The sequence below is a fragment of the Haloplanus sp. GCM10025708 genome (assembly GCF_042663985.1).
Lineage (GTDB): Archaea > Halobacteriota > Halobacteria > Halobacteriales > Haloferacaceae > Salinirarus > Salinirarus marinus.
In genome coordinates this window covers 517,208-531,793 of record NZ_JBHSZA010000011.1, presented here as the reverse complement: position 1 = coordinate 531,793, position 14,586 = coordinate 517,208, and the positions used below count along the sequence as shown (strand labels likewise).

Annotated in this window: 8 protein-coding genes and 7 pseudogenes; 7 read left to right on the top strand and 8 right to left on the bottom strand. The window is 68.4% G+C overall.

Annotated features, from left to right (window positions below):
* The first annotated feature begins 4 nt into the window (after positions 1–4).
* Positions 5–1,154 (top strand): annotated as a pseudogene (gene coaBC, locus ACFQJD_RS05975) (bifunctional phosphopantothenoylcysteine decarboxylase/phosphopantothenate--cysteine ligase CoaBC).
* A gap of 86 nt (positions 1,155–1,240) precedes the next feature.
* Here coaBC and mnhG read toward each other — a convergent pair.
* From mnhG to mbhE, 7 genes and pseudogenes are all read right to left on the bottom strand, one after another.
* Entirely contained in the window at positions 1,241–1,621 is a 381-nt protein-coding gene (mnhG, locus tag ACFQJD_RS05970; RefSeq protein WP_379796832.1) for a monovalent cation/H(+) antiporter subunit G, read from the bottom strand.
* Positions 1,618–1,908: a monovalent cation/H+ antiporter complex subunit F gene (locus ACFQJD_RS05965; protein WP_379796830.1), complete on the bottom strand. Its 291-nt coding sequence runs from the start codon at positions 1,906–1,908 to the stop codon at positions 1,618–1,620. The genes mnhG and ACFQJD_RS05965 overlap by 4 nt, the downstream gene beginning before the upstream one ends.
* Positions 1,898–2,455: a Na+/H+ antiporter subunit E gene (locus ACFQJD_RS05960; protein WP_379796828.1), complete on the bottom strand. Its 558-nt coding sequence runs from the start codon at positions 2,453–2,455 to the stop codon at positions 1,898–1,900. The genes ACFQJD_RS05965 and ACFQJD_RS05960 overlap by 11 nt, the downstream gene beginning before the upstream one ends.
* On the bottom strand, positions 2,452–4,095 hold the full coding sequence (locus ACFQJD_RS05955) for a complex I subunit 5 family protein (RefSeq protein WP_379796827.1): 1,644 nt from the start codon (positions 4,093–4,095) through the stop codon (positions 2,452–2,454). Before ACFQJD_RS05955 ends, ACFQJD_RS05960 begins: the two co-directional genes overlap by 4 nt.
* Complete coding sequence (locus tag ACFQJD_RS05950) at positions 4,092–4,433, bottom strand: sodium:proton antiporter (RefSeq protein ID WP_379800421.1); 342 nt, start codon at positions 4,431–4,433, stop codon at positions 4,092–4,094. The genes ACFQJD_RS05955 and ACFQJD_RS05950 overlap by 4 nt, the downstream gene beginning before the upstream one ends.
* Positions 4,430–4,949, bottom strand: a pseudogene (locus ACFQJD_RS05945) (MnhB domain-containing protein). Before ACFQJD_RS05945 ends, ACFQJD_RS05950 begins: the two are co-directional and overlap by 4 nt.
* Positions 4,950–4,959: 10 nt before the next feature.
* Positions 4,960–7,340: pseudogene (mbhE, locus tag ACFQJD_RS05940) on the bottom strand (hydrogen gas-evolving membrane-bound hydrogenase subunit E); the annotation flags it as partial.
* A gap of 208 nt (positions 7,341–7,548) precedes the next feature.
* On the opposite strand from mbhE, the pseudogene hpt reads away from it, so the two are divergent.
* The 6 genes and pseudogenes from hpt to ACFQJD_RS05910 all read left to right on the top strand — a co-directional run bounded on the left by hpt (position 7,549) and on the right by ACFQJD_RS05910 (position 14,350).
* Positions 7,549–8,114 (top strand): annotated as a pseudogene (hpt, locus tag ACFQJD_RS05935) (hypoxanthine/guanine phosphoribosyltransferase).
* Between the two features lie 76 nt (positions 8,115–8,190).
* Positions 8,191–10,068, top strand: coding sequence for an ABC transporter substrate-binding protein (locus tag ACFQJD_RS05930; protein ID WP_379796825.1), 1,878 nt, complete (start codon positions 8,191–8,193; stop codon positions 10,066–10,068).
* A gap of 2 nt (positions 10,069–10,070) precedes the next feature.
* Positions 10,071–11,037, top strand: a pseudogene (locus ACFQJD_RS05925) (ABC transporter permease).
* Positions 11,037–12,208, top strand: a pseudogene (locus tag ACFQJD_RS05920) (ABC transporter permease). Before ACFQJD_RS05925 ends, ACFQJD_RS05920 begins: the two co-directional pseudogenes overlap by 1 nt.
* Positions 12,209–13,269: pseudogene (locus ACFQJD_RS05915) on the top strand (ABC transporter ATP-binding protein); the annotation flags it as partial.
* Complete coding sequence (locus tag ACFQJD_RS05910) at positions 13,157–14,350, top strand: ABC transporter ATP-binding protein (RefSeq protein WP_379800419.1); 1,194 nt, start codon at positions 13,157–13,159, stop codon at positions 14,348–14,350. The pseudogene ACFQJD_RS05915 and the gene ACFQJD_RS05910, both read left to right, overlap by 113 nt.
* On the opposite strand, the gene ACFQJD_RS05905 is transcribed toward ACFQJD_RS05910, so the two are convergent.
* On the bottom strand, positions 14,316–14,492 hold the full coding sequence (locus ACFQJD_RS05905; RefSeq protein WP_379796823.1) for a hypothetical protein: 177 nt from the start codon (positions 14,490–14,492) through the stop codon (positions 14,316–14,318). The genes ACFQJD_RS05910 and ACFQJD_RS05905 overlap by 35 nt on opposite strands.
* Positions 14,493–14,586 lie beyond the last annotated feature (94 nt).

The following is a 14,586-nucleotide window of genomic DNA, read 5'->3' as shown; positions in this document are numbered from 1 at the left end:
ACGAATGCTCGAAGGTCGCAACGTCGCGCTCGGCGTCACCGGCAGCATCGCGGCGGTGAAAGTGGTCGAACTCGTCCACGAGTTACAGCGCCACGGTGCCTCGGTCCGCGGCGTGATGACCGAGAGCGCCCGGTCGATCGTCCACCCGTGGGCGCTCGAATTCGCCACCGAGCGCGACCCGGTGACGGAACTGACGGGCGCGGTCGAACACGTCGACCTCTGCGGGCGCGCGGGGTGGGCCGACGTCCTCCTCGTCGCGCCGGCGACGGCCAACACCGTCGGCAAGGTGGCCGCCGCCGTCGACGACACGCCCGTGACGACGTGTGCGACGACGGCGCTCGGCGCGGACGTACCGGTGGTCGTCGCGCCGGCCATGCACGAACCGATGTACGACCACCCCGGCGTCGCCGACGCCATCGACCGCGTCGAGTCGTGGGGCGTCGACTTCGTCCCGCCCCGACTGGAGGAGGAAAGCCAAGATCGCGAGCGAGGAGGCCATCCTGACCCACGTCGCCCGCGCGACGACGTCCCAGTCGCTCTCGGACGCTCACGTCGTCGTCACGAGCGGCGCGACGAGCGAGGCCATCGACCCCATCCGGACGCTCACGAACCGGGCGTCGGGCAAGACGGGGCGGGCCGTCGCGCAGGCCTGTTTCGTCCGCGGAGCGGACGTGACGCTCGTCCACGACGGGCCGGACGTCCCCTACGCCGACGTCGTCGAGGTGGAGTCGGCCGCCGAGATGGTAGCGGCGGTGTCGACCGCGACCGAGGACGCCGACGCCCTCGTGTCGGCGGCGGCGATCAGCGACTTCACCGTCGAGACGGCGGGAGAGAAAATCCGGTCGGGCGAGTCGCTGACGCTCGATCTCGAACCGACGCCGAAACTCGTCGACACGGTGCGCGAGGCGAACCCCGACCTCCCGATCGTCGGCTTCAAGGCCGAAACCTCCGGCGACGACGAGGCGATGGTCGAACGGGCGCGGACGTTGCGCGACCGGGTCGGACTCGCGTTCGTCGTCGCCAACGACGCCTCGGTCATGGGCGACGACGAGACGCGCGCGCTGCTGGTCTCCGAGGACGTCGCGGAGTATCGCGGCGACAAGCAGGGGTTGGGCGCTCGCGTGGCGGAGGCGTTGGCCGACGAACTGTCGTAGTCGTCGGTGCCAGCCGCTGTACTCGACGGCTGGCTCGTCGGTACCAGTCGCAGCGATCGACGGCCGGCTCGTCGGTGCCAGCGGCCTCAGTCGTCGGCCGGCTCGTCGGGCGTCGACCCGGTCTCGCCGGGCCACGAAGCGCCTTCGATGAAGGGGATTCCCATCCGCTGGGCGGCCCGCGAGATCATGTGCGCGCCGGTCGGTGCTGTCAGAAAGAGGAAGACGACGGTGACGAGCGACATCAGGCCGTCGCCGCCGGGGCCGTAGTAGACGAACCCGGCGAGAGCGACCGAGGCGGCACCGAGCGTGGTCGCCTTCGTCGTCGCGTGCATCCGGTTGTAGACGTTCGGCAAGCGCAGGAGACCGATGGTCCCCACGAGGAGGAACAGCGACCCCACGGTGACGAGGGCGACGACGAGGGCGGCGCGAATCGGGCCGACTGCGGTCGCGGCGGTTGCTTCGGTCATTCGATGATGTCCCCCTCCGTGACGTAGCGCGCCACGGCGATGGTGCTGATGAAGCCGATGATGGCGAGCACGAGGCTCACGTCGATGAAAAACCCCTGCGCCGTCGCCATCGAGTAGAGGGCGGCGATGGCGACGACGTTCGTCCCGATGGTGTCGAGGGCGACCACCCGATCGGGCGTCGTCGGCCCGCGGATGACCCGATAGCCGGCGAACAGCGTCAGTCCGCTGGCGACGACGAGCGCCGCCTGCAGGGCGACGTCGAGCGCCGCCGCGAGGTCAGTCGCCACGCTCTACCTCCCGTTCGGGGACGGGATCGCCGGGTTTGCGCGCCTCGTCGAAGATGACGAGGGCGTAATCCTCCCACCGGCGGATCGGTTCGAGGACCGTTTCGGGATCCGTGGCGTCGATGCTGTGGACGTACAGGGTGTTGGTGTCGTCGTCGTAATCCATGGTGAGCGTGCCGGGCGTGAGCGTGATGCTGTTGGCGATGGTCGTGACGGCGAGGCCCGTCTCGACGCGCAGGGGGACCTCGACCACCTCCGGGTTGATCGGCATCGACGGCGAGAGGACGCGCCGGGCCACGTCGACGTTGGCGGTGAGCAGTTCGTAGAGGAACGCCGCGATGTAGAGGGCGGCGTAGGGCGCGACTCGGACGGTCCGATCGAGTTGCGTCTCCCGCGCGTAGAACCGCCGGATGGCGAAGGCGATGGGGAAGCCGACGGCGAGGCCGATGACGAACTCCTCGGCCAACCGAACGGGCGTCAACTCGACGCCGCGGACGAAGATCCAGAGCACCGCGAGGACGAACCCGAAGAGGGGCCAGCGACGGCTCATTCGACCACCTCCGCGGGGGCGACGGCGTCGACGTAGCCGCCGGTGTCGACGGCGGCGCGGGCGGCGGCCTCCGCCGCGCCGTAGAGGACGTCGAAGCCGATACCGAACGCGACGACGGCGACGGCGAAGGCGACGAGGACGACGACCATCCCGCCGAGCGAGAGCGCCGCTTCGGCCGTCGACTGCCCGCCGTCGGGGACGACCGATCCGTCGTCGCCGAGGAACTCCTCGACGCGCTCGGACGGCTCACCCCAGAAGGCGGCGTTCCACGCCCGGGTGTAGTAGGCGATGGTGAGGACGGCTCCGAGCAAGGCGACGGCGAGCGTCGCCGCCGCGCCCGCCGCGCCCGTGGCGAACGCGCGGGCGGCCACGTCGAAGACGAGGAACTTCCCGAAAAAGCCCGAGAGCGGCGGGACGCCGACGAGCGAGAGCGCGCCGACGAAGAAGGCGGCCGAGAGGACGGGCGACCGGCCGGCGACCCCGCCGAGGTCCGCGAAGTCGGTGCTGCCGACGGATTCGCGGACGGTGCCGGCGACGAGAAAGAGCAGGCTCTTGGCGAGGCCGTGATTGAACGCGTAGACGAGACAGGCGGTCACGCCGAGGATCCGGACCGAGGGGACGGTGGCGGCGACGGCCAGCGGCAGGACGATGAAGCCCACCTGACTGATAGATGAGTAGGCGAGAACGGAATCGAGGTCGTCGCGGCCGACGGCACCGACGCCGCCGAAGAGGACGCTCGCGGCGGCCATGAGGAACAACACCGGGCCGAAAAAGTCGAGCGCCGAGTCGCCGGCGAGACCGGGGAGCGAGAGCGCCCGCGGGAGCGAGGCGGCCGCGAAGATCGTGAAGTAGAGGCGGACGACGGCGTAGACGCCCACCTTCTTGACGACGCCCGCGAGCATCGCCGTCACGGGGGCGGGCGCGGCGCGATACGCGGCAGGAACCCAGAACTGGAAGGGGACCAGGCCGGCCTTGAGCGCGAACACCGAGAACAGGACGGCCGCGAGGCCGAGGACGGGGAGGACGTTCACGTCGTACGCGGCCGGATCGGCCAGGCGACGGGCCAGGTCGGCCATGTTGAGCGTGCCCGTCGTCGCGTAGATGCCGCCGATGGCGACGAGCATGACGGCGCTCCCGAGGAGGTTCAACACCACGTAGTTGAGCGCCGCACGGGTGTGCTGTTTCCCGCCGTAGAAGAGGACGAGGACGTAACTCGACATGAGCATCACCTCGAACCAGACGAAGAGGTTGAAGATGTCGCCGGTGAGAAAGGAGCCGGAGACGCCGACCATCATGAAGTGATACAGCGGGTGGAAAGAGAGCCGCTGACCGAAGTCGTCGACGTAGAGGACGGCGTGTGCGAGCACGCCGACCGAGACGATGGCGGCGAGGCCGAGCATGAACGCGGCGAGGGCGTCGCCGACGAGCGTGATGCCGAAGGGCGCGGCCCAGTCGCCCACCTGGTAGACGAGCGTCTCGCCGCCGACGACGCGGTCGAACAGAGCGGCGACGGCTCCGAGGTAGGCGACGGCTCCGAGCAGGCTCACTCCCTGCAGGAGGCGGAGGTTCGGGCGGGTCAACAGCGTGAGGATGGCGGTACACAGTGCGACGAGCAGCGGTGCGATGACGGTGGTACTCATTGGTCGCCTCCGAGTTCGTAGACGTCGATGGTTCCGTGTTCCTGATAGACGCGATACGTGAGCACGAGCGCGAGGGCGCTCGTCCCGAAGCCGATGACGATGGCCGTGAGGACCAGCGCCTGCACCAACGGGTCGCTGACGGCCGTGCCGCCCCCGCCGTGACCGTGGCCGACGGGCGCGAGGCCCTCCAGGCCGCCCATCGTGACGAGGTAGACGTTCGCGGACTGGCTGACGATGGTGACGCCCCAGACGACCCGGACCACGTCGCGCCGGAGGACGAGGAAGGTTCCGAGCGCGAACAGCAGGCCGAGGACCGTCGCGAGGACGAACTGGGTCATTCGGCTCCCACCTCCGCGATGATGGTCAACAGCGCACCCACCACGGTGAAGTACACCCCGAGGTCGAACGCGAGCGCGGAGGCGACTTCGAGTTCGCCGTAGAGCGGGAGGTGTTCGACGAACAGCACCGCCTGCGTGAGAAACGGCAGGTCGAACAGGAGGAGCGAGGCCGCTCCCCGCCGCAAGCGCCAGGCCGAGCGCGAACAGCCGGCGGTAGACGGAGACCATGCCTTCGTCGACTTCGTCGCGCCTGTCGAGGATCGTCGCCTGGAGGTAGTCCAGCCCGAAGATGACGTAGACGAGGACGAACGCCGTCGCCGTGAGCACCCCGCCGATGAAGCCGCCGCCGGGGAGGTTGTGGCCCTGCAACAGAAGCGAGATGGCGGTCACGAGGATGATCGGGACGACGACGCGGACGACGGTCCGGGCGACGACGGTCGTCGACCGGTCGACGTCGCTCGGCCGGGGTGATTCGGCCGCGGCGACGTCCTCGTTCGCGGGCGCGTCGTCGCTCATTGCGTCTCACCCTCGAGCGCATCCGAATCAGCGTCAGCACGGCGATCGCCGCCATCGCGACGACCGAGATCTCGCCCAGGGTGTCGAACCCGCGGAAGTCGACGAGGATGACGTTGACGACGTTCCCCCGCCGCCGTAGTCGACGATGAGCGATCCGTGTTCGGACGGGACGCCCGCGCGTTCGGCGAGGAACTGCGCGAGCGCCTTGTTCGGGTTCGACGCCGTCGAGACGAGCACCGTCACGAACACCGTCACGCCGACGACCAGGGAGAGCGCGGCGTCGCGGACGGCGACGGCGGCCCGCGGCCGCCCGTAGAACGCGGGCAGGCGGTCCAGGACGAGCAGGAAGATGACCAGCACGAGCGTCTCGACGACGAGCTGGGTCAACGCGAGGTCCGGGGCGTCCGCGAGGATGTAGAAGATGGCGACCATGAAGCCGACGATGGAGAGCGTGAGGACGCCCGCGACGTGCGAGGGGGCGATGCCGACGGCGAACGCCCCGACGACGGCCACCAGCAACACGAGGAGGATGGGCGTCGTCACCGCGAGTTCCGTCAGCGGCGGGAGCGAGACGCCGAGGGCCGCGTAGCCGCCGAGCGCGAGCGCACAGACGGCCGCGAGCGCCCAGATGACGTACGTCCGCAGGAGGCCGTTCTGGACGAGCGGCGTGACGCGCTTGCTCAGTGCCGTCGCGCCGTCGACGGCGTTGTCGTACCACCAGTTCGCCCGCACCGGTCCGCTGAGGAGCGTGCGAACGCCGGCGTGGATGCGGTCGTAGAAGGGGAACAGAACCGCGCCGAGCGCCATCGTGACGAGGCTCATGACGAAGTACGGCGACAGTTCCGTCGGCAAGTGGACGGAAAAGGAGTGCGCATCTCCGGGGACGACGCTGCCGTAAACGCCGCCGACGAGGCCCTCGATGAAGGCGTTCGGTTGCCCCGAAATCGCCAGCACGAGGACGCCGAGTACCGCCGGTGGGACGAGCATCGTCACCGGCGGACGGTGGACGTGGCCCAACCCATCGGGTTCGTCACCGAAGAACAGCGAGGCGAACTTGATGGAGTAGAGGAACGTGAAGACGCTTCCGAAGACGGCGACGACCGGGAACAGCCACCCGACGCCGCCCATCTCTTCGGCGGCGTAGTAGGTCGCTTCGAACAGCAGTTCCTTCGAGTAGAAGCCGTTGAACGGCGGAACCCCCGCCATCGACAGCGAGGCGACGACGGCGACGACCGCCGTGACGGGCAGGTGTTTGCGGAGGCCGCCGAGTTTGGCGATGTCGCGCGTTCCGGCCTCGTGGGCGACGATGCCGGCGACCAGAAAGAGCGCGGCCTTGAACGAGGCGTGGTTCAGGATGTGAAACGCGCCGGCCTCGGCACCGTAGGCGTTGGCGAAGCCGAACCCGGCGACGATGAGGCCGAGATGCGAGGCCGTCGAGTAGGCGAGCAGCTCCTTGATGTCGGTCGCGCTCACGGCGAGGACGGCGGCGACGGTCATCGTCAGGAGGCCGAGGACGGCAAAGAGCGTCGTCCATTCGCCGAGGATCGGGGCCTCTGGGGGTAAAAAGAGCGGGCGGAATCGGCCGACGAGGTAGACGCCCGCTTTGACCATCGTCGCGGAGTGGAGGAACGCCGAGACGGGCGTCGGCGCTTCCATCGCGTTCGGGAGCCAGATGTGGAAGGGTACCTGCGCGGATTTGGTGCCCGCGCCGAGCGCGAGCAGGAGGAGGACGGGGACGAGGAGTCCGGCGTCGCCGAGGGCGGTGCGGACGGCGTCGGCGTGTTCGATCAGGACCGGAATCCGGTAGGTGGTCTCGGGCAGGGCCTGCCCCGACGCCCAGACGAGCACCAGGAATCCCACGAGCATGAACAGTCCGCCGGAGACGGTGATCAGCATCGACTTCCGGGCGGCGTACTTCGACGCCTCCTCGCCGGTGTAGTGGCCGATGAGGAGGAACGACGAGAGGCTCGTCAGCTCCCAGAAGACGAACAGTGCGACGAGGTCGGCGGCGAGCGCGACGCCGAGCATCGACCCCATGAACGCCAGCAGCGAGGCGTAGTATTTCGCCTGTCCGGGTTCGCCGTGCATGTATCCGCCGGAGTACGTGAGGATGAGGACGCCGACGCCGCTCGCCAGAAACGCGACGAGCAGGGCGAGACCGTCGACGTAAAAGGCGAGCGAGACGCCGAGCGAGGGGATCCACTCGACGGCGACGCTCCCGTGCGCGCCCGCGAAATACAGTTTCGAGACGAGCGCGAAGCAGGCGAGGGCGACGGCCGCCGCGTAGTAGGCGGTCCGCTCGCCGAGGAGACGAAAGACGAGCGGCGTGACCGCGGCAGCGACGAACGGAAGAAAGACGACGGCGAGGACGACGTCCGTTGTCGGTGGCACGTGCGTGTTTCCGGAGAGATTGGACTTAGGTGTTGTCAAACGAGACGAGGCCGGAGGCGTCGCGAGACTCGATCCCGTGGCGACGCACGTCGGCGACGCGTCGAACCGACGGGGCGGGGAGTGAGACGCCCCGCCTAGCAGGGCGGTCGCACGGGGCGGAGACGCCGGGAATCGCCATCTTTTATTCCCGACCCCCGCTACGAACGACATGGACCAGTTGCGGCAGTCGCTCCTCGACGCGCCGATCATCGAGAAGGAGACTACCAGTACTTCGTACACCCCATCAGCGACGGCGTGCCGATGCTCCGGCCGGAGCTATTGCGCGAAATCGTCATCAAGATCATCCGCAAGGCGGACCTCGAAGACATCGACAAGATCGTCACGCCGGCGGCCATGGGCATCCACATCTCGACGGCCGTCTCGCTGATGACGGACATCCCGCTGGTGGTCATCCGCAAACGCCAGTACGGCCTCGAAGGCGAGGTGTCGCTGGCCCAACAGACGGGCTACTCCGAGAGCGAGATGTACATCAACGACGTGGAGGCGGGAGACCGCGTCCTCGTCCTCGACGACGTCCTCAGCACCGGCGGGACGATGAAGGCCGTCCTCGACGCCCTCTCGCACATCGGTGCGGAGGTCATCGACGTCGTCGCCGTCATCAAGAAGGCGGGCCCGAACGAACTCGACGACGCGGACTACAGCGTCAAGACGCTCATCAACGTCGACGTCGTCGACGGCGAAGTCGTCGTCACCGACCCGTACGGCGACGGCTAAGGGTCGCGCGAGCCGTCGTCTCTCCGCGGTTGCGCCGACCGATGGGTATTTGTGCGAACCACCGTTTTAGACGAGTATGTGGCTTGCTAACACCCGTCGACGGGCGTCGAGCGGGGAGACGTCGCGCCGCAGGGACCTGCTCAGGCTCCTCGGGGCGGCGGGGGTGGCGGGTCTCGCCGGCTGTTCCGGCGACGGCGGGGCCGGAACGGGGACAGGGACCGGTGCCGAGACGGGGACGTCGGCCGGCGGTGGACGGTCGGACCAGGTGACGTACACGAGCGCCAGCAGCGTCGACGCGCAGTCGCTGAACTGGCTGACGACGGCGGACTCCACCTCCGGGGCGTTCGTCACGGCGACGCTGGACGGCGCGTGGGCAATCAAGCCGGGACAGGAGATCTTCCCGCTGTGGGCCGACGTCTCGACGGACGACGGCCGCGTCTACGAAATCGAACTCCGGGACAACCTCCGGTGGGGCGGCGACTACGGCCAACAGACCGCCGAGGACTGGGTCTACATGATCCGGAACGTCTTCCAGGCCGAGCCCAACTGGAGCGGCTACCCAAACGCCGGCGACTGGTTCCGGCAGAACCCCGACTCGGGACAGCGCGAACCCATCCCCGTCGAGAAGACGGGGACGTACACCTTCGAGATCCAGTTGTTCGACGTCGACCCGTCGTTTCCGTTCAAGCCGGTCATGTGGCGACAGCAGTGCATCCCGCGGGCGCTGCTGGAGCAGTACGTCCCCGAGAAGGACGGCGAGGGTCTCCGGCAGGACGAGGAGCTCAACACGCTCGCGTACACGGGGAATCTCGGCCCCTACACCTTCGAGGAGTGGGATCGGACCTCGCAGTACGTCGTCACGCGCAACGACGACTACTACCTCCACGACGCCGACGTGCCGGACCGGTTCACGAACGCGCCCTACTTCGAGGAGAAGGCGTTCCAGATCCTCAAAGAGGAGAGCGCCCGCCTCGGTGCGTTGCGGGCGGGTGACGTCCACTCGGCCGGCATCCCGCCGGACAAGGCGTCGCAGTTCGAGACCCTCGAGTCGGTCTCCGTCAACGTCACGCCACAGCCGTACGCCCGCATCCTCGTCTACAACATGCGCGCGAACGGGTGGGAGCCGTTCCGGGCGAAGGCCGTCCGGCAGGCGCTCGCGTTCGCGGTGAACAAGCGGGCCATCGTCGAGAACGTCCTCCGCGGCTACGCCGAGGTGGCCCAGACCATGCAGCCCAGGTGGTCGAAGTGGTACGACGACAGCACTGTCGTCGAGTACGGCGTCGGCGATCGATACGGCTCCGAGACGACCCGTTCGCGCCTCGCCGACGCGCTCTCGGAGACGGAGTACGCCTACGACGGCGACGCCCTCGTCGACGGGTCGGGCGAGCAGGTGACGCTCACGCTGTATTTCGACCAGGGCCAGCCGACCGAACAGACCATCGGCGAGTTCGTCGCCCAGGAGATCCAGCAGAACGCGGGCATCGCCGTCGAACCGAAGTCCATCTCGACGTCGACGTTCCAGGACAAGTTCGTGAAAACCTCACCTCCACAGGGAGTCGAACCGGAGTGGAGCGCCGGCGTCTTCAACGGGGGCCGCGCGACGTCGCCACGAGCGCCGAACCGTGGGACATGTCCATCAATCTCCAGTTCAACACCTACCCGTTCACGCCCGCTTCCAGCAAGGGCTTCTTCGAGAAGCAGGGGGGATCAACTTCTACGGCTACTACCCCGAGGCGGACATCGCGGGGCTCTACGAGCAGGCGTCGCAGACGACGGACGAGGCGCGGCGACAGGAGCTGTTCGGGGAGGCGTTCGGGCTCATCAGCGAGGAACAGCCCTTCGGCTTCCTCGCGATGCCGTCGTCGATATCGGGCTACGACGAACGGGTCGTCGGCTACGACGAGGAGTTCAACACCGGTTGGGACTCCCAGACGTGGCGCTTCAGGTAACATGAGCATGCGCTGGTACGTCGTCCGGCGGGTCCTCTGGGCCGTCGTGGCGACGTATCTCATCCTGTCGGTGACGTGGGGGTTGCTGGCGCTGACGCCGAATCCGGCGGCCGAGCAGTTGCAGTTTCGGGCGGCCGCTGCGGCGGGTCGGCGGAGGCGGCGCGCGAGGCGTTCGAGGCGCGTCGAGGGCTGGATCGGCCGCTGTGGGATCGATACAGCGACTACATGGTCAACATGGTGACGCTGAACTGGGGTGGTCGGACAGTCGATCCCAGCCCGTGATGGAGGCCATCGCGGGGGCGATACCCTACACCGCCGTCTACTCCGTGCCGACGACCATCCTCTCGGTCCTGCTCGGTCTGAGCATCGGCCTCTACTCGGCCACCCACCAGTACACCAGGACCGACTACGCCGCCACCTTCTTCGCGTTTTTCGGCTACGCCATCCCCAACTTCTGGTTCGCCATCGTTCTCCTGCTGGTGTTTTCGGTCCAACTGGGGTGGTTCCCGGTAGTGTTCGACCCCGACGTGCCGCTCGTCGGGTTCGCGATGGCCCACCAACTCGTCTTACCGGTCGTCGTGCTGGTGACCGGGACGATCGCGGGCGTGATGCGCTACTCCCGGGCGGAGGCCCTTGAGTACGTGCAGGCGGAGTTCGTCAAGACGGCGAAGGCGAAGGGGGCCGGCGAATTCCGCATCCTCACCCGCCACGTCCTCCGGCCGGCCGCGGTGCCGTTGATGACTATCCTCATCGGCGACATCCTCGGTATCTTCCTCGCGGCGTCGTATCTCGTCGAGGTGGTGTTCGGCATCCCGGGGCTCGGCCAGCTCTCGTACAACGCCATCCTCGCCCAGGACACCGCGCTGGTGCTGGGGACGACGCTCATCTTTACGTTCGTCGCCGTCATCGGCAACCTGATACAGGACATCGCGTACACGATCCTGGACCCGCGAATCGACTACGGTGACCGCTGATGTCGGCGGACGAACCAGCCGAGACGTTCGAATCGGTGGACTGGGACGAGACGGGCAGCCGGTTCTCGACGCTGTCGCGACGGGACAGGGGGCGATCGCGTCCCTGGCCCTCGTCGCCGCCGCCTTCGGCTACGACTACCACCTGCTGTCCGCCGACCGACCGACCCTGACGTGGCCGATCCGCTGGAACGTCACACAGCTCGACTGGCTCTTTATCGTCACCCTGCTTGCGCTCCTGTTTTACGTCGCCGTCCCGCTGTACAGCAACCGACGCCTGACGGCGCACTACTGGGCCGAGTTCCGGAAGAACAGCCTCGCGGTCGTCAGCCTCGTCTATCTCGCCGCCGTCTTTCTCGTCGGCGTCGTCGGACCGATCTTCCTCTCGAAGCCCCAGCTCGCGCTCGCACAGAGTCACCAACCGCCCGTGTATACGGCGGTGAACGCGGCGGTGCCGGTCAACTGCCTCGGCGACGTTGCCAGCGGGATGTGTCACGGGACGTGGGCCCACCCGCTCGGGACGACCAGCGACGGGAAGGACGTCCTCGTCCTCGTCGTCTACGGGATGCAGGTGAGTATGAAAGTCGGCCTCATCTCGACGCTGCTCGTGGTGACCATCGGTACGACGGTGGGGACGGTGGCCGCCTACGCCGGCGGCCTCGTCGACGAGGTGTTGATGCGCTACGTCGACGTCCAGCTCGTCTTCCCCGCCTTCTTCCTCTATCTCCTCTTGAACTACCTGTTCGGCGGGAGCCTGTTCATGTTCATCGTCATCTTCGGGCTCACGGGCTGGGGGAGTATGGCTCGCCTGGTCCGGTCGGAGGCGCTCCAGCGGAGCGAGGAAGCGTACATCACGGCCGCCGACAGCGCGGGGGCGGGCACCCTCTACGTCATCCGTCGCCACCTCGTCCCGAACGTCTCGAACAGCGTCATCACCGCCGCGACGCTGCTCATCCCGGGGTTCATCCTCTTCGAAGCGGCGCTCTCCTTTCTCTCGCTCGGCGACCCGACGGTCCCCTCGTGGGGACAGGTCATCGCGGCCGGCCGGAGCGACCTCGGCACCGCGTGGTGGGTGTCGACTTTGCCCGGCCTCTTCCTGTTTACGACCATCCTCGCGTTCAACTTCGTGGGCGACGCCCTCCGCGACGCGCTCGACCCGCGACAGGAGACATAGATGGCAGACGAACCACTCCTCTCGGTCCGAAACCTCGAAACGAAGTTCCACACGGACGAGGGCGTCGTTCGCGCCGTCGACGGCGTGAGCTTCGACGTCCGCCGCGGCGAGACGGTCTGTCTCGTCGGCGAGTCCGGCAGTGGAAAGACCGTCACTGGCGAGTCTCTCACCCGCCTCGTTCGGAGCCCGCCGGGCGAGGTCGCAGGCGGCGAAATCTACTTCGACGGGCGGGACGTCCTCGACATGAGCGACGCGGAGTTGCGGGACCTCCGCGGCGGGCGCGTCGGCCACATCTTCCAGAACCCGCAGGGAGCGCTCAACCCGGTCTACCCCGTCGGCTGGCAGATCGTCGAGGCGATCCGACTCCACGAGGAGGTTCCGAAGGCGGAGGCCCGCGCCCGCGCGGTCGACCTGCTCAACCGGGTCGGCATCCCGGAGGCGACCCGTCGATTCGACGACTACCCCCACGAGTTCTCCGGCGGCATGAAACAGCGCGTCGCCATCGCGATGGCGCTGGCGACGAACCCGGCCCTCCTCGTCGCCGACGAACCGACGACGGCGCTCGACGTGACCATCCAGAACCAGATTCTCCGCCTCCTGGAGGAGCTACAGGAGGAGTTCGACATGAGCGTCCTGCTCATCACCCACGACCTGGGCGTGGTCGCGGAAGTCGCCGACCGCGTCGTCGTCGTCTACGCGGGGAAAGTGATGGAACGCGGCGACGTCTTCGACGTGTTCGAGAACCCGTCTCATCCATACACGCGGGCCCTGCTCCGGTGTCTGCCGGGCCGCGGCGGACGGCTCGACGGCATCGACGGCCGCCTGCCGTCGGCGACGGACCCCCGCCGGGGTGTCGATTCCACCCCCGCTGTGACCACGCCGTCGACGCCTGCCGGACGGGCGGACAGCCGCCGCTGTACGCCCTCAGCGACGATCACGACGTCTCCTGTGTCCACTACGGGCCCGACGGCGACCCCGAGGTCGTCCGTGGCGACGAATCGGCGGGATCGGCCGTCGGTCCCGGGGACGGCGGGCACGTCGGGGACGACGCGCACGTCGGGGACGGCGGGCACGATCCGGACGGCGAGAGCGGCGACGGGGGAACGAGCCGTGACCCGCCCGATTCTCGACGTCCACGAGCTGCGGAAACACTATCCGGTCACCGAGGGCGTGCTTCGAAAGGAGGTGGGTCGCGTCCGCGCCGTCGACGGCGTCAGTTTCACCGTCGACCGGGGTGAGACGGTCGGCCTCGTCGGCGAGTCGGGGTGTGGGAAGTCCACCGCCGCCACCTCGCTCCTGCGGCTCGAAAAGCCGACCGGCGGACGGGTCGTCTTCGACGGCGAAGACGTGACGGGCTACGACGACCGCGAACTCAAGCGGTTCCGCCGGCGGGCGCAGATGATCTTCCAGGACCCCACGTCGAGTTTCGATCCGCGGATGAGCGTCGGCGAGGCCGTCGCCGAACCCCTGCGCGTCCACGGGATGCGCGACAGGAACCGTCGGCGCGCCATCGTCGGTGACCTCCTCGACCGGGTGGGGTTGGACGCCGCCGACTTCGACCGCTACCCCCACGAGTTCTCGGGCGGCCAGAAACAGCGCATCGCCCTCGCGCGCGCACTCGTCATCAACCCGGATCTCGTCGTCGCCGACGAACCCGTCAGCGCCCTCGACGTGAGCGTGCAGGCGGACATCCTCCGCCTCATCGAACGCGTCCAGTCGGAGTTCGGCCTCGCTCTCCTCGTCATCAGCCACGACATGGGCGTCGTCAGGGAGATCTGCGACCGGGTGGCGGTGATGTATCTCGGCGAGATCGTGGAGACGGGGCCGACCGAGGAGATCTTCGAGGACCCGCGCCACCCCTACACCGAGGCGCTCCTCGGGTCGACGCCGATTGCCGACCCCCGGCGGCGCGGACAGGGGACGGTCCTGACCGGCGACGTGCCGAGTCCGTCCGACCCGCCGCCGGGGTGTCGCTTCCACACCCGGTGTCCGGCCGTCATCCCGCCCGACGACTACGACGTGTCGTCGGCGACGTGGCGCGCGGTACTGGACCTCCGCCTCCGCGTCGAGACCGAGGGCATCGACCTCGAAGCCGTCGAGGAGTACGTCACCGAACGGGGGAGGCGGGCCCCGACGCCGTGACGGAGGCGATCCGCGAGGAGTTCGACGTGCCGCCGGAACTCCCGGACGCGACGGCCGAACGCGCGCTTTCGTCGGCCCTCGACGCCGTCGTCGCCGGCGACCGAGAGGCCGCCGTCGAGCGACTCGCGGCGGCGTTTCCCACCGTCTGCCGGCAGCGACGCCCCGGCTTCCGCCTCCAGGAAGGGACCTCGACGCCGACCAGTGGACGGCGATTCGGTCGCTCCGGACGTGGCTGG